General features: G+C 56.8%; 14 protein-coding genes and 1 riboswitch. Of the genes, 7 read left to right on the top strand and 7 right to left on the bottom strand.

Translation table 11 applies throughout. From position 1 onward, the window contains the following. Positions 1–9 precede the first annotated feature (9 nt). From BLU05_RS22295 to BLU05_RS22280, 4 genes are all read right to left on the bottom strand, one after another. Entirely contained in the window at positions 10–1,557 is a 1,548-nt protein-coding gene (locus BLU05_RS22295; protein WP_091885037.1) for an MDR family MFS transporter, read from the bottom strand. Continuing rightward, positions 1,550–2,746: an HlyD family secretion protein gene (locus tag BLU05_RS22290; RefSeq protein ID WP_091885035.1), complete on the bottom strand. Its 1,197-nt coding sequence runs from the start codon at positions 2,744–2,746 to the stop codon at positions 1,550–1,552. The genes BLU05_RS22295 and BLU05_RS22290 overlap by 8 nt, the downstream gene beginning before the upstream one ends. After that, positions 2,739–3,203, bottom strand: a complete 465-nt coding sequence (locus tag BLU05_RS22285) for a MarR family winged helix-turn-helix transcriptional regulator (protein ID WP_091885032.1) — start codon at positions 3,201–3,203, stop codon at positions 2,739–2,741. Before BLU05_RS22285 ends, BLU05_RS22290 begins: the two co-directional genes overlap by 8 nt. A 174-nt stretch (positions 3,204–3,377) precedes the next feature. Further along, entirely contained in the window at positions 3,378–4,232 is an 855-nt protein-coding gene (locus tag BLU05_RS22280) for a ferredoxin--NADP reductase (RefSeq protein ID WP_091885029.1), read from the bottom strand. Positions 4,233–4,623: 391 nt separating this feature from the next. After that, positions 4,624–4,841: riboswitch (cobalamin riboswitch) on the top strand. Positions 4,842–5,014: 173 nt separating this feature from the next. Between BLU05_RS22280 and BLU05_RS22275 the strand changes: the two genes are divergently transcribed. Genes BLU05_RS22275 through BLU05_RS22260 form a run of 4 tightly spaced genes read left to right on the top strand, consistent with a single transcriptional unit; the run spans position 5,015 to position 9,622 of the window. Then, entirely contained in the window at positions 5,015–6,979 is a 1,965-nt protein-coding gene (locus BLU05_RS22275) for a TonB-dependent receptor plug domain-containing protein (RefSeq protein WP_091885027.1), read from the top strand. Between the two features lie 32 nt (positions 6,980–7,011). Next, positions 7,012–7,833 (top strand): ABC transporter substrate-binding protein, encoded by an 822-nt coding sequence (locus BLU05_RS22270; protein ID WP_244518491.1) that lies wholly within the window; start codon positions 7,012–7,014, stop codon positions 7,831–7,833. Then, positions 7,830–8,825, top strand: a complete 996-nt coding sequence (locus BLU05_RS22265; RefSeq protein ID WP_091885022.1) for a FecCD family ABC transporter permease — start codon at positions 7,830–7,832, stop codon at positions 8,823–8,825. Before BLU05_RS22270 ends, BLU05_RS22265 begins: the two co-directional genes overlap by 4 nt. Further along, positions 8,822–9,622: an ABC transporter ATP-binding protein gene (locus tag BLU05_RS22260; protein WP_091885019.1), complete on the top strand. Its 801-nt coding sequence runs from the start codon at positions 8,822–8,824 to the stop codon at positions 9,620–9,622. Before BLU05_RS22265 ends, BLU05_RS22260 begins: the two co-directional genes overlap by 4 nt. Positions 9,623–9,626: 4 nt before the next feature. Here the strand turns inward: BLU05_RS22260 and BLU05_RS22255 are convergent, their stop codons facing one another. Further along, the gene (locus BLU05_RS22255) at positions 9,627–11,900 is read right to left on the bottom strand and encodes a mechanosensitive ion channel domain-containing protein (RefSeq protein WP_091885017.1); all 2,274 of its coding nucleotides are present in this window, start codon (positions 11,898–11,900) and stop codon (positions 9,627–9,629) included. A 337-nt stretch (positions 11,901–12,237) separates the two neighbouring features. On the opposite strand from BLU05_RS22255, the gene BLU05_RS22250 reads away from it, so the two are divergent. Together BLU05_RS22250 and BLU05_RS22245 are read left to right on the top strand one after the other, a co-directional pair. Next, on the top strand, positions 12,238–13,476 hold the full coding sequence (locus BLU05_RS22250; protein ID WP_091885014.1) for an efflux RND transporter periplasmic adaptor subunit: 1,239 nt from the start codon (positions 12,238–12,240) through the stop codon (positions 13,474–13,476). Further along, complete coding sequence (locus tag BLU05_RS22245) at positions 13,473–16,592, top strand: efflux RND transporter permease subunit (RefSeq protein ID WP_091885012.1); 3,120 nt, start codon at positions 13,473–13,475, stop codon at positions 16,590–16,592. Before BLU05_RS22250 ends, BLU05_RS22245 begins: the two co-directional genes overlap by 4 nt. 14 nt (positions 16,593–16,606) lie before the next feature. Here the strand turns inward: BLU05_RS22245 and BLU05_RS22240 are convergent, their stop codons facing one another. Further along, the gene (locus BLU05_RS22240; RefSeq protein WP_091885009.1) at positions 16,607–18,295 is read right to left on the bottom strand and encodes an AMP-binding protein; all 1,689 of its coding nucleotides are present in this window, start codon (positions 18,293–18,295) and stop codon (positions 16,607–16,609) included. Positions 18,296–18,427: 132 nt separating this feature from the next. Then, positions 18,428–20,185 (bottom strand): ABC transporter ATP-binding protein, encoded by a 1,758-nt coding sequence (locus BLU05_RS22235; protein WP_091885260.1) that lies wholly within the window; start codon positions 20,183–20,185, stop codon positions 18,428–18,430. A 446-nt stretch (positions 20,186–20,631) separates the two neighbouring features. On the opposite strand from BLU05_RS22235, the gene BLU05_RS22230 reads away from it, so the two are divergent. Beyond that, entirely contained in the window at positions 20,632–20,901 is a 270-nt protein-coding gene (locus BLU05_RS22230; RefSeq protein WP_091885007.1) for a hypothetical protein, read from the top strand. Positions 20,902–20,923 lie beyond the last annotated feature (22 nt).

Below are 20,923 nucleotides of genomic sequence, written 5' to 3'. Positions count from 1 at the left end.
TTGGGACCTCTATTCCATCACCGCATGTTCCGGTGGCGCTGCGCTTGGCGCGGGTTTGCGCAACAGGAACACAAGCGGGATAGCCGCCAATGACATCAGCATCAGCAGTTTGAAGTCATCCATATAGGCGATGATTGTTGCCTGCAGGGTGATGATCCCGTCAAGCGATGCGCGGCCCGCTGCCTTTAGCGGGTCGAGATGCTGCATCACCACGGGCGCATTGAAGGCGTGGTTGAACGGCGTCACATAGGCGGCAATCGAGGCGTGGTTGCTCTGCACATTCTCGGTGATGAGCGCCGTGACAATGGAAATGCCGACGCTGGAGCCGATATTGCGCGAGAGGTTATAAAGACCGGTGCCTTCGCCGCGCATGCTGGCTGGCAAAGTGGCAAAGGCAATTGTCGTCAAAGGCACGAACAGGAAGCCGAGACCTGCACCCTGAATGAAGCCCACGGAAACAATAGTCCATTGCGATACGTCAGGGGTCCAGCCGGTCATGTCATACATGGCCCATGCGGTCAGCCCGAGGCCAAGCACCAGCAGCAGCCGCGTATCGACCTTGCCGATGAGGCGGCCGACGATGAACATGCACACCATCGTGCCGACGCCGCGCGGACCCATGACGATACCGGCTGTCGTGACGGGATAACCCATCAAAGTTTGCAGGTAAGGGGTCATCAGGGCGAGCGAGGCGAGATAGGTTACGCCGACGATGAAGATGAAGAACATGCTGACGGCAAAGTTCCTGTCGAGGAACAGGCGCGGGTTCACGAAGGATCGCTGCGCCGTAAAGGTGTGGCTGAGGAATAGATAGAACGCGCTGAAGCAGACGAGCGCTTCCAACTGGATTTCGCCCGACGAGAACCAGTCGAGCTGCTCGCCGCGGTCGAGAAATAGCTGCAGAGCGGCGATGGAAAGACTGAGCGTGCCGAAGCCGAACCAGTCGAGCTTGGCTTTAAGCTCACGCCCGGTTTCTGTAACAAAGGCCGAAATGCCGACAAACGCCAACAGGCCGATGGGGACATTGATGTAAAAGACCCAGCGCCAGCTGATATTGTCGGTCAGCCAGCCGCCAATGACAGGTCCAAGCACGGGGCCGACCATGACGGAAACACCGAACAGCGCCATGGCCGAGCCGCGTTCCTCGACGGAATAAATGTCGAGCAGAATGCCCTGCGACAGGGGCACGAGGGAAGCGCCGAACAGGCCCTGCAAAAGGCGGAACGCCACGATCTGCGGCAACGACTGGGCAATGCCGCAGAGCACCGAGGCAACCACGAACCCGGCAATGGCCGTCAGCAGCACGCGCTTGCGTCCGAACCGGGCGGCGAGAAAGCCTGAGGGCGGCGTCATGATCGCCGCGGCGACGATATAGGAGGTCAGGACCCAGTTGATCTGGTCGGCACTCGCCGCAACACTGCCCTGAATATAGGGCAGCGCCACATTGGCAATTGTTGTGTCGAGCGCCTGCATGATCACGGCGAGAATGACACAGGCCGTTATCGCGCCGCGATTGGCAATAGGCGCAACGCCCGGCAGTGCGACGGAGTTAGACATGATCCTTGCTGCCAAAGAGGGATTGCAGGAAGTGCGGCAGACCGCGTGCATGGTCGGTATTGACCTCGGCGGTAACACTCATGCCCATGCGCAGCGGCGGCTTCCCCGACAAATCGGTGATGTCGACAAGCATGGGAATGCGCTGCACAACCTTCACCCAGTTGCCCGTTGTATTCTGTGCGGGGAGCAGCGAGAAGCTGGAGCCGGAAGCGGGGCTGATACTGGCAACCGTGCCTTTCCATTCGACACCGGGATAGGTATCGACAGTCACGGTCACTGGCTGGCCGGGCTTCACATAGGTGAGTTCAGTTTCCTTGGGGCTGGCGGCAACCCACATATGGGTTGTCGAAACGAGGCTGAAGCCCGCCTGCGAAGCCTGAAGGTAAGCACCAACCTGCAGCGCGCTGACATTGGTGACAACACCGTCAAAGGGAGCCCGCACGGTGGCTGAATCAAAATCGTGCTGGGCTTTATCCACAGTGGCTTTCGCGGCCAGATAGGATGGGTTCTGCTCAACCGGCTGGTCGACGTCGTTACCCAATTGGGCCAATGTGGTTGCGGCCTGCGCCTTGGCAACATCGACCTTCTGCTGCGCGGCATCCAGATCATGCTTGGCCTGATCATAGGTCGCCTTGGACACGGCGGCTGTATTGGTCAAATCCGCCTGCCGTTGCAGGGTCTTCTGGTAAAAAGGAATATCCGACTCCGCCTGCGCAATCTCGGCCAAGGTCTGTTTGTAGCTTGCCTGCAGGTTAAGGATCTGGTTGCGCACCGTGCCAAGCTGTGCCTGTGCGCCTTCAAGGGCGATGCGGTAAACATCCGGATTGATCCGGAACAGAATCTGGCCCTGTTTGACGATTTCGTTGTCATGCACGTCAACCGAGCTGACAAGGCCGGAGATATCGGTCGAAACGCCAACCATATCCGCCTGCACATAGGCATTATCCGTGGACATGATCTGTCCGCCCGTGACGTAGAAATAGCCGCCGACGATAAGGGCGATGGGAAGAGCAGTGAAGAGAATTTGCCGTGTGCGGTTGCGGCGCGTCTTCGGCGGGGTGATATCGGGCAACGGCACGGGCTCGTTGACGCGCGCAGCAACCGGCGCGTCGCTGTTTGCGTTGGTCTTTTCGAGAACAGCCTCGTCAGAATTGGCGGGAATGCGGGAGGTTGGGGAGCCGTCAGCCATGGTGTTTCTTCCTGTCATCGACCGGTGTCTGACAGGCATCGATCAAATTGGACTTCATAAGGGTTAGAGTTCGAAGCAGATGCTCCCGGTCGTCGGCAGGTACATTGGCCAGCGCCTCGGAGCGGGTGATTTCGCCGATAACGCGCATGTCATCGACATGTGGGCGCGCTTCGTCACGCAGATAAAGCAGCCATATCCGGCGGTCAGTCGGATGCCGGCGCCGTTCGATCAGGTTGCGTTCCTGCAGCTTGTCCAGAATACGCACCAGCGTGATCGGCTCGATCTCGAGAATTTCGGCCAATCCAGCCTGATGGATGCCCTCGTTTTTTGCGAGGTACGCAAGGGTCTGCCACTGCGAGCGTGTCAGGCCTAAGTGCTTTGCACGCTGTTCAAATCGTTTGCGCAACAACCGCGCAACCTCATGCAACAGAAAGCCAAGAGTGGGCATATTATCCATGATGTGGGGCTTTAAAACTCGTAAGGATGCTTATAACAACGATACATATAGCATGTAGACTCATCTTTTAGAAGAGGCCCGGTGTCACAAATCGGTGACAAAAATGCGCGAAACAAAAATGCCCGGTCTGTGAAGACCGGGCACATTATTCAAATCTGGATGAAGGGGAACGGTTTAGCCGACGAAGGCCCGTTCAACGACATAGGTTGACGGCTTGTTGTTCGCGCCTTCTTCGAGACCAAAGGATTCCAGAATGGCCTTCGTATCGTGGATCATGTGCATCGAGCCGCAGATCATGCCGCGATCGGTTTCCGGATTGAGCGGCGGCAGGCCGAGATCACTGAACATCTTACCGCTTGTCATCAGATCGGTGACGCGGCCCATATGGGTGAAATTTTCGCGCGTCGTCGTGGTGTAGAGCCGCAGGCTGTCGGCGGCAAATTCGCCGATCAACGGATCATCCTTGATGCCCTCGACCATTTCGGTGATGTATTTGAGTTCGGCGACGTCGCGGCAGGTCTGCACCAGAATGACTTCTTCGAACTTCTCATAGGTCTCAGGATCACGGATCAGGCTGGCGAAGGGCGCAACACCGGTTCCTGTCGACAGCATATAAAGACGCTTTCCCGGCAGCAGCGCATCGAGAACCAGCGTGCCCGTCGATTTCTTGCGCAGAAGGACCGTATCGCCGCGTTTGATCTTCTGCAGATGTTCGGTCAGCGGTCCATTTTCAACCTTGATCGAAAAGAACTCGATTTCCTCATCCCATGACGGGCTGGCAATCGAATAGGCGCGATAGACAGGCTTTTCCGCATTGGGCAGGCCGATCATGACAAATTCGCCCGAACGGAAGCGGAAGCTCGCGGGACGGGTAATGCGAAAGCGGAACAGGCGGTCCGTATAATGGCGAACCTCGGTCACTGTTTCCGCATACACATTATCAGGAATAGGAAACGCAACCGGCGCCGAAACGTCGTCTGGCTCAAGAATGGTTGCCGCTGTTGCAGCTACTGACGAAAATGCAGTCATCCCGGGTTCTCTCGTTCGATACTGATATCAACAAATGAACGAGCCGGGCGTTGCTCCATTCATCATTCAACTGGCATCATTCAACTGGTTCATCGGCGAAAATGCGCGCCTGGTAAGGCCAGCAAACCTTATGTAATCGGCAGCGATTAATATGCAATGGCTGATTTTGCAAGGCAGATCAGCAAATTAGCGGCTGCTGCATAGGCTCTGATCACGGCGAAAATACCATTGGCGGGCAATATATTGGAAGAATTTGGCTAAGGCCGAAACGTTCGCAGATCGTGTGTACAGATTCAGTCGCTTTTATAGATTAAATTTTTCTCTTTCGTGGGAGGAGCGATGTCAACAATTTAGACCCCTCGTGATTGTTGACCGTTCAGGATGGGGTTGCTATCCAGAATATGGAATTGGTTCCGCGATCAAAAGCGGATGAAAAGGGAACACGGTGAGGATGACCCAAGAAGGGGCCTAATCCGTGGCTGCCCCCGCAACTGTAACCGGTGAGCGGTCCTCCACAGTGCCACTGAAAGCGCTTTTGCGTGATTGGGAAGGCGGGGGACATGCAGTGATCCGGAAGTCAGGAGACCTGCCCGTTCCGGTCACCCAGCTCGAACACGGGGTGTGTTTGGGCGCGGTCGCTCGTCGCGGTGACATTTGAAAAAGTGTTGCCGTGTGCCGGAGCGATTGCAGGTTGATCATTATCATCCCCCTGTTGCCTATCCAGCCCGCGGTTCAGACGTAACCGGGGGAACGCCAGCCGTTCCCTATGCTCTGGGGGCATCATGTTAAGGCAAACGGGATTTGCAGGGGCTATCATTGGTCTGTTGAGCGGGGTCGCCATTGCGCAGGAACAGACAACCGGAGGGGATGGGGCGATTGTCCTTGCTCCAATTTATATCAATCTTGGCGAGTCGCGCATTGATGCGGAGAAATCCGGGCGGGCCTATACGGTTATCACAGGCGAGCAGCTGGTGCAGAACCAGACACGCTACGTTGCCGATGCGTTACGTCAGGTGCCGGGCTTTGCCGTTTCGCGTGGGGGCTCCTATGGCGGCCTGACGCAGGTGAGGGTACGCGGCGCAGAAGCCAACCACCTTCTTGTCATGATTGACGGCGTTGAAGCCAGCGAAACCGGGAATGGCGAATTCGACTTTGGCGGCTTGCCGGTTGCCGATGTCGATCACATCGAGATTCTGCGCGGCCCGCAAAGTGCGTTCTGGGGCTCGAACGCGCTGGCCGGTGTGGTCAACATCATCACCAAAGGCGGCACCCGCGACGGTTTCAAGATCAGCGGACGCTCCGAAGCGGGCACGGATGGCACATGGCTTGGCAATGTGCTGCTGCAGGGCGGCGCGGATAATTATGATTTTGCCCTCTCCGGCACATATCGCCAGAACAAGGGGTTCAACATCTCGAATTTCGGTTCAGAGAAGGACGGCGACAAGAACGGCTCCATCAATGGCAAGTTCAAGGTCGATATAACGCCCGACGTGGTTGTCGATGGTACATTCCGTTATGTAAACCGCCGCAGCGATCTCGATCCCGATGGCGGATATGGCACACCGTTTCAGGGGCTTGTCATTGATGGTGACGACCAGACCACGACCAAGGAACTGCTGGGCTCGCTCGGCATCACCTGGACATCGCTGGATGGTGCCCTGACCCAGAAAGCACGGATCAGCGACACCAACACATTGCGCGACAATCTCAAGCATGACGAATATATCTCCGGTAATGAGGGCAACCGGCTGAATGGTTCCTATCAGGCGACCTACAAGTTCGATACGCCAGCCTTTGCCGACGCCAGGCATCAGATTACAGCGGGATATCAGGGTGAGCGCGAGACTTTCCAGCAGAGGCCTGCCAAGGCGGATTTTACCAGCCCGTATTTTGACGCGTCGCAGTTCGAGAAACACGACCGGACCATGCATTCGTTTGTCGGGGAATATCGAGGTGAGTTTTTCGACCAGCTTTATCTGAACGCGGCCCTCCGCCACGATGATAATGACCGGTTCAAGGATGCATCGACCTATAGTTTCGGTGCGGCATGGAAAATTCCGGCCTGGGGAACGAGACTGCACAGCTCCGTTGGTACAGGCGTTACCAATCCGACATTCTACGATCAGTTCGGCTATATTCCCTCAACCTACAAGGGCAATCCAAACCTGCGGCCGGAAAAGAGCCTTGGCTGGGATGTGGGTGTCGAGCAGAGCTTTTTCGATGAGCAGTTGGTGGTTGACGTGACCTATTTCCGCCAGAACCTGACCGATGAGATTACCAGCATTGCAACACCTGATTTCCGCTATACGCCTGTCAATCAGGATGGGCGCAGCAAGCGTCAGGGTGTGGAAGTTGCGGCGACGCTCAACTTGACCAGTGGTTTCACCACAACTGCGACCTACACTTATACGGATGCGAAAGATCCGGATGGTCAGATCGAAATAAGGCGGCCAAAACATTCAGGCTCGCTGAATGCCGCCTACACATTCCTTGAAGATCGCGCCCGCGTTTTTGGCGAGGTGACCTTCAATGGAAAGATGGAAGATACAGCTTTTACACCGCCTCTCCCCACGCGGGTGGTGTTGAAGGACTATACGCTGGTCACAATTGGTGGCAGCTATAAGTTCAGTGACAAGATGGAAGCTTATGCGCGGATCGAGAACCTGTTCGATGAAGATTATCAGGAGATTTTTGGTTTCAACACGCCGGGTCGTACCGCTTTTGTCGGGTTGAAGGGAAGCTTCTGATTATGTTCAGGCAATGTAGATGGGCGCGAGGCGTGGCGAAGCTGGCAACGGCAATCGCACTGTTTGGCAGTCCGTCTGCAATTGCCGCCGAAGCGCCGAAGCGGGTTGTCTCCATGAACCTTTGTACCGACCAATTGGCCATGCTTCTGGCGGGGGACGGGCAGCTTTATTCGGTATCGCATCTTGCCAAGGATGAAACGGGTTCGGTGCTGGCCAAAGAGGCGGCGTCGTTTGTAACCAACCATGGTCAGGCCGAGGAAATTTTCCTGATGAAGCCGGACTTAATCCTCAGCGGTACATATACGACAAGGGCAACGGTTGATATTCTCAAACGCCTTGGATTTCGGGTTGAAGAGTTTCAGCCCGAATCTTCCTTTGACGATATTCGCTTCAATATCAGGCGGATGGGCGCGCTTCTGGGGCGGGAGGCAAGGGCTGAGGAACTTGTGCACGAGATGGATGCAACCTTGGCAAGCGTGCCGGGCAGACAGGCCGATGCGCCGACGGTTGCGCTTTATTACGCAAACCAGTTCACCTCCGGTCGCGGCACCTTGGCCGGTGAAGTGGTCAATCGTGCCGGTCTGATCAATCTCGGTGAGAAGCTTGGCTTGCAGGGCACGCAAAAACTGTCGCTGGAGCAGCTTGTCATGGCAAAGCCCGACCTGATTGCCGCCCATAATGCCTATGCGGCGCCATCCCTTGCCTATGAGGCGCAGGTTCACCCGGCGTTTCGCGCTGCATTGTCAGGGAAAAACCTCATCGATATCCCCGATAAATACTGGATATGCGGTGCGCCATTCACGGCGGAGGCAGTCAAGTTGTTGTCGGATGCGGCAGGGCGGGCCAACAGATGAAAGATCATTTCCGCCTTCTGATCGCTGGCCTCGTGCTGTTGACCCTTGTTCTTTTCGTTCTGTCACTGCTTGTCGGCCCGGCGGCGCTCGGCACTGCTGACAGTATCCGCGCCCTGCTGACGGGGCAGGGAGACGCCATTGTGCTGGTCATGCGCGAAATAAGATTGCCGCGTGCCTTGCTTGGCCTGATGATCGGCGCAACGCTGGGGCTGTCAGGCGCGGTGCTGCAGGGATATCTGCGCAATCCGCTGGCTGAACCGGGGCTGCTGGGTGTGAGTGCATCGGCGTCGCTCGGTGCAGTGATTGCTATCTATACCGGCCTGTCACTCGCCTTTCCGCTTGCCCTGCCTCTCATGGCGCTGGCGGGCGCTGTTCTTGCGGTGCTGCTGGTACAGGCATTGGCCGGTCGCGGCAGCAGTACGCTGACCATCATTCTGGCCGGCATTGCCGTGTCGAGTTTTGCCGGGGCCATGACCACGCTGGCACTGAACCTCTCGCCCAATCCTTTCGCGGCCATGGAGATTGTCTACTGGATGCTGGGGTCGCTCACGGACCGTTCCATGCTGCATGTGCAGCTTGCCGCACCGCTCATTCTTGTCGGCTGGGTGCTTCTGTTCAGTCTTGGCCGATCTCTCGACGCTTTGACGCTGGGACCGGACGCGGCTGCCAGCATGGGTATCAATATCAAACGGGTTCAGCTCTTCGCCATTCTTGGCACGGCTGCCTCGGTGGGAGCAGCCACAGCCGTTGCGGGTGCTATCGGCTTTGTCGGGCTTATCGTCCCGCATGTCCTGCGACCGCTGGTCGGTGCGCGGCCTTCGCGCCTGCTTCCGGCGAGTGCGCTTGGCGGCGCGTCAATGCTACTGGCAGCGGATGTTCTTGTACGCCTGATTGCGCCGGGCCGTGATCTGAAGCTTGGTGTATTGACCGCCATCATCGGTGCGCCATTCTTCCTCTGGCTTGTCTTCCGTACAAGGAGGACAATGCTATGAATATTCTCAATCTCTCGCATCTTCAGGCATCGCTGGGGGCCAGACCTGTTTTGCACGATGTGTCACTAGCTGTCAGCAAGGGTGAATTCATCGGGTTGATCGGTCCGAATGGGGCTGGCAAGTCGACCTTGCTCAAAAGCATTCTTGGACTTGTCCCTTCAAGAGGCGAAATCCAGATCGCCGGAACTTTGGCCGCCCAATTAAGTGCGAAGGAGCGGGCGAGGCACGTCGCCTATCTGCCGCAGGAGCGGGAGATCAGTTGGGCCATCTCGGTGGAGCATCTCGTCTCACTTGGGCGCACGCCTTACCTCAGCGGATTCTCAAGGCTTGGGCCAAACGATACTGCACTGGTTGAAAGTGCAATGGAATGCATGGAGGTCACAGTATTCCGTCATCGCTCGGCACTGGAACTATCAGGCGGTGAGCGGGCACGCGTGCTGATTGCCCGTGCTTTGGCGCAGGACGCGTCCTTGCTGCTTGCCGATGAGCCGACAGCCGGGCTTGATCCGGCGCATCAGATCGGCCTGATGCAATCATTGGCGGATACTGCGCGCAAAGGTTCAGCGATCGTTGTCTCGCTGCATGATCTTGGGCTTGCGGCGCGCTGGTGCACCCGGCTTGTCCTCATTCACGAGGGAAAGATCGTTGCTGATGGTCTTCCCGCCGATGTGCTGACAGCCGAGCACATGCGCAACATTTACGGGGTCGAAACCTATCTTGAAGCGACGGAACAGGGATTGATCGTTCAGCCCACGCTTCTCGTCGACAAATCACATGGCATAACAGGGAAACGGTGATGGATCAGCCCGCCTTGGCCGCCGCCTGCGTTGCGGCCTGCTCGGCAGCTTTTTCAATGGCGATCTGGGTTGCCGCACCTGCACCCACGGCATCATTCGTACCCGAGCGAACCGTCACCGCGTTGGATGCGAGCATCAGTCCGGCTTCCCTGAATGCCACCAGAAGCCGCTTCATGGATTCGCGCTGGATCAGAGACGGATTGCCGGGCTTTGCCGTGAATTTCAGCCGCACGACCATTGAGTTTTCAGTAATGTCCTGAATGCCCTGAAATTTCAGCGGCACAAGGAACTCGCTGCCAAATTCCGCATCCTCAAGCATTTCCTGCCCAACCTTCTTGACCGTCTTGCGAATCTTTTCCGGATCGGTGTCGCGGTCGAAGCGCAGCTCGAATTTGATCGTGCTCCAATCGCGGCTGTAATTCGTCACCGACTGTATCTGTCCGAACGGGATGGTATGAACCGGGCCATTCTGGTGCCGCAGTTGCAGCGAGCGCAGCGTGATCCGCTCCACGGTTCCCTTGAGCTTGCCCGTATCGATATATTCGCCGGTGCGGAAAGCATCGTCGGCGATGAAGAAAATGCCTGAGACAACATCCTTCACCAGAGTTTGCGAGCCGAACGAAATGGCAAGGCCAAGCACACCGAAACCGGCGAGCAACGGCCCGATATCCATGCCGAGCGAGGACAGCACCACCAGTGCGGTAATTGCAACAATAGCACCAAAGGCAAGGTCGCGAACCAGCGGCAGGATTGTCGACAGGCGGCCCACAGCGGTTGGTGCGGGACCGTCCGTCTCTTCCTGACCAGGGAGGAGAGGGCGCGATGAGGGCGAAAGCGCACTGAAGTAGTGGCGCAGGAAACTCCAGATCGCCCAGCCGACAACAATGGCGACACTGACCCGGAGCAGTCCCCGGATGATCGACAGAATCAAGCCATAGCCCGTGTCGTCAAGATAGGTGGTCCACAGACGGATGATGATGTAGAGGCCAAGGAGCCAGATGCCGCCTGTTACCAATGTCTGGATTGCCGCGATAAGGGCCTGCATCAGGGGTGGAAGATCGTTTTCATTGTGGTGCCGCCTGTGCATCGCCGCGATCAGCGCATGCAGGCCCAGCGCGAAGATCGGGATCAACAGAACGATGACCTGCGTCGCGCCCGCTGCCTCGCCCCAATGGGCCCGCTGGGGGGAACTGGCGGCCATGCAGCCAACCACCCAGATCAGGATGGCGGTAAGAGACAGAAATGCCGGAAGCGCGGTTGCTATCACCTGCCGGGTCATATTCGGTGCCGGTCCGGCAAACACGGCTGAGATGTCCTTGCGCCCGCCGATGAACCACCAGAGTTTCAAAAGGGTCACGACCGTTGCGGCGATCAGGAACCAGCCTTCGGTGACACTGCGGCTCACACCGCTTTCAATCGACAGACGGACGAGCTGACCGATCAGCGCCCCGATGAAACCATAGGCGACAAGCATCCGGAAATGCCATTGAGGATTGTTGATCGGCAGAAGGCGTGCCGAAGGGTCGCCCGGTGACAGGAACAACCGGCCGACGGCGGCATAGATGAGGGTGAGCGCGGCGGCGTGCAGCAGGCTCACGGTGAGGTGAGATGCCATTTGAGAACCGGCAGTCGGCATATTGATGATGATGTGCCCGACGGCAATAAAGGCGCAGATGGCGGCGATGTCGCGAAGTGTGCGGGCAAATGATCCGCGTGCGCGGTGGACAAGATCGGCATCTTCGCTGATCGGGCGCACGATGAGCGCTGTGCCAAGCCGGAACACAATCCAGCCTGCAATACCCGCAGCGAGCAGGGCAGCCAGGGTAACGAGCGTGACGTGCCCCCAATCATCGCCCTGGGTCTGCATACCCTTATCCATCATGAAGGGCAGTTCGGCTATGTGGCCGATGCCGGCAATTCCGACAGAAAGCCCGGTGGTGAATGAATCGAGCACGTTCCCGGCAAGTTCTTCCGCCTGATCAAGCGGGGTTGCCATGGGAGGTTTGGCGACCGGAGTAGCCGCTGCTTTTGCTGGTGCGGGCGAGGCTGCTGCGGGCGCAGGGTCTTCCCAGCGGACCACGACATTGCGGCCGCTCGCATAGGCGGCTTTGAGGATGCTGTTTATGTCGGCTTCGCTTTGACCGCGCTGCAGAATGACAGTTGTGGTTTCACCAGCGGTTTGCGCGTAGGCGACGGTGCTGAAAACACCGGTGGCTACCGCCCACAGGCAAAGAAGGGCTATGCGGATTGCCGCCGGAATGTTCAGGTATTTCAGCATCGCAATCCCCCATCGTTCTCACGATAGGAGTACGCTCATTACTTGGTCGGCTTCAAGTGCTGATTGCATTTGGTTGAGGGGCAACAATGAGCCTGTTGATCGCCCGCAAGTAAAGCGGCAAAGGGAGGCCATCAAGCGGCGTCCAAGATCCCGGACCGATGACCGATGCTTTGGTCGCTTTATTCTCTGCAATGCTCGGGAAATAATACCCTTAAACCGCATGGGTGCGCCGCAGCAAACATGACAAAATGGTCATTCGACAACACACAGGGAAGGTGAGAAACTCCATAGCCAACAAGTTGTTTGGCTAAGGGCTATGCCCTGGAGGTAGTGTGCAGTGAAACGTCTGGGTCTTTTGATCGCGTTCGTTGTGTTGGCCGGGCTCGGCTATGTGTTTCTCTACCCGCACCTGAATGCGCCGCCAGCTGGCAAAGGTCCGACGACGGTTGCCACGGCAACGCAGGGCAAAGGCTCGGGCAAGGGGCGGTCTGCGGCCGTTCCTTCCATTGTGGCAGCCACGGCAAAGACCGAAGATGTGCCCATTTCAAAGACTGTCGTCGGCAATATCGAACCGATTGATACGGTTGTGATCCGCCCGCAAGCTGATGGCGTCGTGATGGTGACGAGCGTCAAGGACGGCCAGATGGTCAAAACTGGTGACGTGCTTTTTCAGCTTGATGACCGGACAATCCGAGCGACGATCGACAAGGACAAGGCGGCTTTGGCCAAGGATCAGGCCAATCTTGATTCAGCCAATCAGGACCTTATTGCCGCTCAAGCCCTGTCAAACCGGAAAATCGATACACAGCAGCAGGCCTATCAGGCTCTTGCTGCTGTCAATGCATTAAAAGCATCAATCGCCATGGATCAGGCGCAGATCGAGGCGGATCAGGTCCAGCTTTCCTACATGACCATCAAGGCGCCGATTGATGGCCGTGTCGGCGTGGTCAATACCTCGGTTGGCAATCTTGTGCGCATGGCCGACACCGGCAGCGGTCTTTTGACGATCACGCGTATGGCGCCGCTGCGCGTGTCGTTCACGGTTGCCGAAAGCGACCTGCCGACACTGCGCAATGCCATGAAGGAACGCCCTCTCAACGTTCTTATCAAGGTGCCCGGCAGCAAGAATGTTGTGGCCTCGGGACCGCTCAATTTCGTTGATTCCAGCGTTGATACGGCGTCTGGCACGATTGTCCTGAAAGCCGATGTGGCCAATGACAATGGCGCGCTCTGGCCCGGTCAATATGTGACTGCAACGGTGGAAATCGGCACGCACAAGGATGCTGTGACAGTTCCGTTAATTGCAATCCAACAGGGCAATGACGGAACATTTGCCTTTGTCGTGGGTGCTGACAAGAAGGTCACCAAACAGGCTGTTACCGTGGTGGAAACGGTTGGCGATACCGCCGTGACCACGGCAGGATTGAAATCAGGCGATCATGTGGTCATCGATGGTCAGTTGCACCTGCAAGATGGTTCGAGCGTTATCGAGACCGTGGCGGATTCTCAGAGTGCTGTTCCGGCGCTTTCTGCCGATGAAGCGACTGACCCCATCAAGACGGATACGGTTCAATGAACATATCCGCAATCTTCATTCGCCGTCCCATTGCAACAATCCTCCTTTCCGTTGCGCTGGCGGCATCGGGGCTTTTCGCCTATCAGTTTCTGCCCGTGGCGGCGTTGCCGCAGGTGGATTTTCCTGTTGTATCGGTTTCTGCACAATTGCCGGGCGCTGCGCCCGATACCATGGCCAATGCGGTGGCAACGCCGCTGATCAAGCAATTTGCCACGATCCCCTCGGTCTCGACCATCAGCGCGACAAGCACGCAGGGTCAGACCCGCGTCACCATTGAATTTGAGCTTGACCGCAACATCGATCAGGCGGCGGCGGATGTCGAGGCGGCTATCGCGCGCACATTAAGGCAATTGCCGGCGAACATGACGACACCGCCGAGCTACCGCAAGACCAACCCGGCCGACGCACCGATCCTGCTGATCGCGTTGCAAAGCGATACGGCGCAACTGTCCAAGCTTGACGACTATGCCGAACAGGTGATCTCGCCCTCACTGTCGACGGTGGATGGAGTGGGCGAAGTGCAGGTGTTCGGTGCCAAGCAGTTTGCCGTGCGCATCGAGGTTGATCCCAATGCCATGACGGCGCGCGGTATCGGCATCGATGAATTGACCAATGCTGTCGCCGACAACAATTCGATTGCGCCGGTGGGAACGCTGACAAGCCCGACCCAGCAGATGGCGATTGAAGCCGATACGCAATCGAAGAATGCCGATACGTTCAGGCAGATCCTGATTGCCTCGCCCAATGGCAAGCCGGTTCGTCTGGGCGATGTGGCACGCGTGGTCGATTCCGTGGCGAACACGCAGACCGAGAGCCGTTATGACGGCAAGAAGGCGCTTGTGCTCGCCGTCTTCCGCCAGCCCGGTGCCAATACGGTTGACGTGGTTGACCGGGTCCGCACCATGCTGCCAAAATTTGCCGAAGAGCTTGGCGCATCCACCAAGCTCAACGTGCTCAATGACCGCTCGACCTCCATCCGGCAGGCGGTGTCTGACGTACAGTTCACGCTTGTTCTGATCATCGGACTTGTCGTCATGGTGATCTTCGTGTTCCTGCGCCGCATCGCAGCGACGCTTATTCCGACGGTCGCTGTACCGTTGTCGCTGATTGCGACGCTGGGTGTGATGTATGTCTTTGGCTTTTCCATCGACAATATCTCCCTGCTTGGCCTGACGCTGTCGGTGGGGCTCGTCGTGGACGACGCCATCGTCATGCTGGAGAACATATCCCGGCATATCGAGGACGGCATGTCGCCGCGTGAAGCCGCGCTCAAGGGCAGCGAGGAGATCGGCTTTACCATCGTCTCCATCACTGCCTCCCTTGTTGCGGTATTTATCCCCGTCCTGCTGATGGGCGGCGTCGTTGGCCGTATCTTTAATGAGTTTGCCGTTGTCGTCACCGTGGCGATTGTCGCTTCGGCGCTGATATCCCTGACATTGACGCCGATGCTGTGCAGCCACATGCCAGCCATTCCGCATGAGAAAGCGGGCAAGAAGCCGTTTACGGAGAGGGTTTTCGATGCGGTTCTTGATGCCTACAGGCGTATGCTTGATATCTGCCTGCGCTTCCGCGTCGTTGTTCTTGGCGTCTTCCTTCTGACCGTTGTCGCGACGCTTTACCTATTCTCCTCGATCGACAAAGGCTTTCTGCCAACCGAAGATATTGGCCAGCTTTCCATCTCCACCGAAGCGCGGCAGGATATCTCTTTCGATGCCATGGTCGCTTTGCAGAAACAGGTTGCCGATGTTCTGATGAGCAAGCCTTATGTCGCGCATGTGGCATCGACCATCGGTGGCGGGTTCAATTCTTCCAGCCTCAATCAGGGCAGTTTCTTCGTTGAACTGAAACCGAAATCGCAGCGTCTGGCGCTTGATCCGCTGCTGACGGATTTGCGCCAGTCGCTGGCCAAGGTTCCAGGTATCAACAGCTATCCCATCGCCATCCAGAACCTGCGTATCGGCAGCACGTCGTCGCGCGCGCAGTATCAATTTGTCCTGCAGGGCATCAATGCCGACGATCTCTATCCATGGTCGCAAAAGTTCCTTCTGGCGCTGCAACAGGACCGGCAATATTTTGCCGACGTGACGAGTGATCTGCAGAACAATGCGTTGCAGGCCAATCTGGTCATCGATGCCGACAAGGCGCGGCTGCTGGGTATCACCTCGACGCAGTTGCGCAATTCGCTCTATTACGCCTTTGGCACCAATCAGGCTTCGACCATCTTTTCCACCGGCGACAGCTATGAGGTTATTCTCGAATTGGACCCATCCATTCCGTGGACGACCGACAAGCTCGACCAGATGCAGATACGCTCAACCACAACCAACAAGCTTATCCCGCTTTCCGCCTTCGCCCATGTGGAGCGGCGGGCGGGATTGCTCGCAGTCAGCCAGTTGAGCCAGCTGCCTGCGGTGACGATTTCCTTCAACCTGCCGCAGGGGGTAGCGCTGGGACGGGCCGTGGAAGAGATCAACAAGATCAAGACGGAACTCAATGTTCCGGATTCAATTGGCTCGACCTTCACCGGTACAGCCAAAGTGTTCCAGCAAGCTTTGTCCAATCAGGGGTTGCTGATCGGTGCGGCTATCCTGACGATCTATATTGTGCTTGGTATTCTCTATGAGAGTTTTATCCATCCGCTGACCATTCTGACGGGGCTTCCGGCTGCCGCCGCTGGTGCGCTCGCGACGTTGGAGCTGTTCGGCTTTGACCTCAGTGTGATCGCCATTATCGGTATGCTGATGCTGATCGGTATCGTGAAGAAGAACGCGATCATGATGGTCGACTTTGCCCTTGTCCGGCAAAGGGCAGGCGATAGCCCGCATGATGCGATCCGCGAAGCCTGTCTTGTCCGGTTCCGCCCGATCATGATGACAACGCTCGCGGCGTTGATGGGTACGCTGCCGATTGCCATTGGCGCGGGTGCGAGTTCGGAATTGCGTCAGCCGCTTGGCGTGGCCGTTGTCGGCGGCCTCTTTGCCTCGCAAATCCTGACGCTGTTCATTACGCCCGTGATCTTCCTTTATATGGAAGACATGTCGCGTGGCTCAGTAAACCTCTGGCGTAAGCTCTTCAACAAAAGTGGTGCGCCGACAGTACCGCACGCAGCGGAATAGAAGGCGAAAGCCGCTCAGGCGGTTTTCGCTTCCTGAAGGTTCAGTTCATCAATCATGGCCTGCCGCATGATGAATTTCTGGATCTTGCCGGTGACGGTCATCGGAAACACGTCGACAAAGCGGATATGTGCCGGGACCTTGTAGTGGGCAATTTTGCCTTTGCAGAACTGCAGAACCTCGTGCTCGGTCAGATTTGAAGCGGGACGCACCTTGATCCAGGCGCACAGGCATTCGCCATATTTGCTATCGGGGATACCGAACACCTGCACATCGGCAATATCAGGGTGGGTATAGAGAAACTCCTCGATCTCGCGCGGATAAATGTTCTCGCCGCCACGGATGACCAGATCCTTGATACGCCCGACAATGTTGCAATAGCCCTCCGCATCAATGGTGGCGAGATCGCCCGTGTGCATCCACCGCGCCGCATCAATGGTTGCTGCCGTATTCGCGTCATCGCCCCAATAACCACGCATAACGCTGTAGCCGCGTGTGAGCAATTCGCCGGTAATTCCGGGCGCAACAATCACACCATCAGCGTCGATGATTTTCACCTCGACATGGGGATGAATGCGCCCGACGGTTGAAACCCGCCGTTCCAGTGGGTCGGTTGTCGAACTCTGAAAACTGACAGGGCTGGTTTCCGTCATCCCATAGGCGATGGTGATCTCGCTCTGGTGCATTTCCTGAATGACCTTGCGCATAACTTCGATGGGGCAGGGTGAACCGGCCATGATGCCGGTGCGCAAGCTGCTGAGATCAAATGTCTTGAAATCCGCATGGCCCAATATGGCGATGAACATGGTGGGTACGCCATGCAATCCGGTACACTTTTCCGCCTCCACGGTTTGCAGGACCGCCAGCGGATCAAACGCCTCACTCGGTATGACCATGCAGGAACCATGAGTGAGACAGGCGAGATTGCCGAGAACCATGCCAAAGCAGTGGTAAAATGGTACGGGAATGCACAGACGGTCGATTTCAGTGAGGCGCATGGCCTCGCCGATGAAGAAACCATTGTTGAGAATGTTGTGGTGGGTGAGTGTCGCGCCCTTGGGGCTACCCGTGGTGCCGCTGGTGAACTGGATATTGATTGGATCATCGAATTGCAGCACCGAAGCGAGCGCTTCGAGCTGTTCTCTTGCCTCAGGGGTTGCAGCCTCTTCGACATCGGCAAAATTCAGCATTCCCGGGGTTTTCTCGGTGCCGAGACGGATGACGGTGTGCAGTGTCGGCAATTTCTTCGAGACAAGCATGCCGGGCGTGCTGGTCGCAACCTCGGGGGCAATTTCGCGCAATATATCAAGATAGTTGCTGGTTTTAAGCGCGGGAGACAGGATGAGCGCTGAACAGCCGACGTTGTTGACCGCATATTCAAGCTCATGCGAGCGATAGGCAGGGTTGATGTTGACGAGGATAAGACCCGCCTTGGCGGTGGCAAACTGGGTCAGCACCCATTCCATGTTGTTGGGCGACCAGATGCCGATGCGCTCGCCGGGTTTCAGGCCAAGCGCGATGAAACCGGCGGCCAGCGCGTCAACGCGTTGGCGCAGTTCGGAATAGGTCAGGCGTACATTCTGATGCCGCACCACGAGCGCGGGGCGATCCGGAAACTGCCCGGCAATGTGGTCAAAGTGCCGTCCGATCGTCTCGCCAATCAACGGCTGATTGCTGGCACCGTGAACGTAGCTTTCCCTAATCATCAATCGCTCCTCCCAAAGCTCTCAGGCAAATTTCGTTTATCTGGGGTGTCCCCGGATAAACAAAATTGCTCTGTCACAGGAGCATACTTTTCTGACCGGCGCTGTAAAGCTCACAGCGCCATACAATCAGGATCAGGATTTTTTGCTAAACCGGTCAAGGATGATTTCAGCACCGGCATCGCCAAACTGCACCTGATAGAGGCGCTTATATGCGCCGCCAGCTGCCAGCAGTTCGGCATGGCTGCCCTGTTCAAGGATTTGGGCGTCATCAACCACAACGATACGATCCGCATTGCGGATGGTTGCCAGCCGGTGGGCGATAACCAGTGTTGTGCGGCCTTCGGCAAGTTCGGCAAGCGATGCCTGAATTTCCCGCTCGGTCTGCGTATCCAAAGCTGAGGTTGCCTCATCAAGTATGAGGATGGGCGGGTTCTTCAGGAACATGCGGGCAATGGCCAGCCGCTGTTTCTGACCGCCCGAGAGTTTGACGCCGCGCTCGCCCACGATGGTTTCAAGCCCCGCAGGCAGGCCTGCAATCATTTCATCCAGACGGGCACGCCGTGCAGCCAGAATGATGTCTTCGTCTGAAGCATCAAGGCGGCCATAGGCGATGTTCTCGCGGATAGAGCCGCCGAACAGAAAAACATCCTGCTGGACAACGCCGATCTGGCTGCGCAACGAGGCAAGGGTCATGTCACGGATATCAACGCCGTCAATGGTGATGGCACCTGATACCACCTCGTAAAAGCGTGGAAGCAATGAGCACAATGTCGTCTTTCCTGCACCGGAAGAGCCAACGAAAGCGACCGTCTCACCAGCCTTGATTTCCAGATCGATATTGCTCAAGGCAGTTCGGTCCGAGGTATAGCCAAAACTCACTTTCTCATAGCGAATATTGCCCTGAAGCCCGCTCACATCGGTTGCATTTGGCCGGTCCGCAATATCCGGCTCGGTATCCAGCAGTTCGGTATAGCGCTTGAAACCGGCAATGCCCTTCGGATAGGTCTCGATGACGGAGTTGATCTTTTCGATGGGGCGAACGAACACAGTCACCAGCAGGAGGAAACTGACAAAGCCACCACTGGAAAGACTTCCCGTAATGACGAAGTAGCTGCCCGCGATCATGACGATCAGCTGGATCAGGCGCATGCTCATATAGTTCAGCGAGGTGCTTGCCGCCATGATGCGGTAGGCGCTGAGCTTGGTTTCCCGGTAGCGCGCATTGTCATGGGCAAAAAGATCGCGCTCGTGATCCTCATTGGCAAAAGCCTGGACAACACGCATACCGCCGACATTCTCTTCGATGCGGACATTGAAATCACCGACGCGGCGGTAAAGGTTCTGCCAGTTGCGCGTCATCCGCCCGCCATAACGGCTGGCAACCCATGCCACAAAGGGCACAATCGCCAAGGTCAGAAATGCCAGATGCGGATTGACGTAGAACATAAGCAGGAAAGCGCCGATGAAGGTCATTACAGCGATGAACAGATCTTCCGGTCCGTGATGGGCTACTTCGCCGATCTCTTCCAGATCCTTGGTCACGCGGGCAACGAGGTGCCCGGTTTTGTTATTGTCATAGAAGCGGAAGGAAAGCTTTTGCAGATGGTCAAAGCTCTTGCGGCGCATCTCGGTTTCGATGTTGATGCCAAGCTTGTGGCCCCAATAGACAACAACGGCGGTAATACCGGTGTTGAGTAGATAAACGGCCAAAAGTCCCATCGCGGCCAGCAGAATGTAGGTCCAGTTTTCACTCGGCAGCAGCACATCGATGAAGGCACGCACAGCCATCGGAAAACCAAGTTCCAGCAGACCCGAAAAGACAGCGCAGGAAAAGTCCAGCGCGAAGAGCCCCTTATAGGGTGCGTAATAGGCGAAAAAACGTTTGATCATTTTGGCACGCGAGGATGAAGACAAAAGCCGTTTCGGCTTGAGGAACAGTGTTTGGGAGGGATTAGCACGGGGAAGTCCCATAAGCTAACTTCATCTGTCTGGTTTACCGCGAAAGCGACAATCTCTCCAGCAAGTAGATACAACCGAGGCGTGGTAAATCAACTTCCCGTACAATTGATCGGACGGATCACCTTTGTGGTTGACACTCCGCTAAGGCAGGCGTATCCGGGTTTTGCTCGGGTTACCCGGGTCATTTTTCAAAATCACAAAGAAGACGATGGACAGCAAATCTAGCTGCGCCCTGACTGCCGTTGATACGGTGGCGCGGGCGCTTGAAACAACTAACGAGCAGGACTCGATCCGGTACACCGGATGAGCAACGTTAGGGCTTAAGGCTCCACCGTCGCTCACCCAGGCCGGATCGCTTCCGGTCAATGAGGTGAGCCATGAACATCACGTTCGCAACTCTTCCAGGCGTTCGCGCCTTCGCCACCCGCACACGGGGGCGTCTCGGCTTACAGCGGAACATTGTTGCCGCTATTGCTGAAAAACAGCCCCTTTTTGCCAATCTGCACGCAGACTGGCGCGTCAATCCGGTCAATGGCCGGCTTGAAATGCATTGGCATGCTGACAATGAGCCACCCGCAGAAACTCTGTCCCAAGTTGAGAAGCTGGGGATGGTTCTGGCTGTGTATCAGTCCGGTCGCATGATCTGATCGCGTTTTTTCCTCACACGCC

Source organism: Phyllobacterium sp. OV277, from assembly GCF_900104355.1.
GTDB lineage: Bacteria > Pseudomonadota > Alphaproteobacteria > Rhizobiales > Rhizobiaceae > Phyllobacterium.
Note: the sequence above shows the minus strand (reverse complement) of the source record. Positions and strands in the feature narration are given on the sequence as shown.